This window comes from Vibrio sp. 378, from assembly GCF_033339435.1.
On the sequence record NZ_JAWOUO010001020.1, the window covers coordinates 1 to 549 of the forward strand.

Here is a 549-nt window from a genome sequence, read left to right on the forward strand (position 1 = left end):
CTGAAGTCGATGGCGTCGGACGCAACTTCTGAGTCTGCCATTATCCGTAGGTTGATGACTTCATTTTTAGCCACTTCAGTTTTGTTGACACTTGCCTGGAGGCTTTGTGCCATCACCGAGAAACTAGATAACAGGCTGGCCACAAGAATAAAGACCAGATGTACGCCTTTTTTCATCATGGGCTTACCACTCCTTCTGAGATTGTTGTGGACGTTGTTTTTGTTGAGCTTGCAACTGCATTTGTGCACGAATCAAAAAGCTTGGATCTCGAGCACTTTCGACAGCTTCTAGGCGGCGGAATTCAGGATCATCCTGAAGTGTTTTTTCTGGTTGGGCTTGCGCCTGCATAGGTTCACCTTTTTTTTGCTCACCTTGCTTTTCTACTTCCGTCTCGGCCTTTTGCTGCTTAGCTTTGTGTTCGGATTTTTGCTTTTCTTTTTTATTTTCAGCGTCTTGTTGATTTTGTGACTGCTGTCCTTGATCTTGTTTAGTACTATTCTGAGACTTTTGTTGCTGTTGCTGTTGCTGTTGCTGTTGCTGTTGCTGTTG

General features: G+C 44.4%; 2 pseudogenes. Both read right to left on the minus strand.

From position 1 onward, the window contains the following. Positions 1–179, minus strand: a pseudogene (locus tag R7Q48_RS30140) (protein BatD); the annotation flags it as partial. Between the two features lie 4 nt (positions 180–183). Further along, a pseudogene (locus tag R7Q48_RS30145) lies at positions 184–549 on the minus strand (hypothetical protein); the annotation flags it as partial.